Annotated in this window: 1 protein-coding gene; it reads right to left on the bottom strand. The window is 44.4% G+C overall.

The window, feature by feature from the left end; all coding sequences use genetic code 11:
- Positions 1–551: arginine deiminase family protein (locus FC61_RS12235; protein WP_235803835.1), on the bottom strand; the 551-nt coding region annotated here is incomplete at its 3' end.
- Between the last annotated feature and the right edge of the window lie 23 nt (positions 552–574).

Here is a 574-nt window from a genome sequence, read left to right as displayed (position 1 = left end):
CGTTGCCGAGCGGCGAATGTCATATGGTTGATACTCAACCCATCACCGATTGAAGCGGCAGGATCCCGCGTGAAGTATAAGTTAGGCATTGGATCCATAAAGAATGGATAATCGTCTTCTTCAGCCGCACTGACTAAATCAGCTGGGACAAAGTCGAGTTCATTCTTCCGTACACCACCCATAATCTTGTTGACCATGGCTTGGGTATCCAATGATAATAAGTATTCTTTCAAAGCGTCATGCGTTACACCAGCAACGTAGCCACTTTCAGCAAGCATTTGTTCCAGGAAGTTTAACTTAACCTCTTCGCCACCGTCATCGAGGGCTTCGGCAGAGAGTTGTTCCAAATACAAGACTTCCGTACCGTTTTGCCGTAAAGTTTCAGCAAAGTTATCATGTTCTTGTTGCGCAATTGGTAAATATGGAATGTCATCAAACAGCAGACGTTCCATCATATCAGGCGTGAAGTTTTCCACTTCAACGTTCGGCCGCTTGAGCATTACCGTCTTTAACTTACCAATTTCGGACATTACGTGAATCGGACTTGTCATGTTTATTTCCTCCCATCACTTAA

Source organism: Levilactobacillus brevis ATCC 14869 = DSM 20054, from assembly GCF_001433855.1.
GTDB classification, from domain to species: Bacteria; Bacillota; Bacilli; order Lactobacillales; family Lactobacillaceae; genus Levilactobacillus; species Levilactobacillus brevis.
The sequence above is the reverse complement of the archived record's forward strand: the minus strand, read 5'-3'. Positions and strand labels throughout refer to the sequence as shown.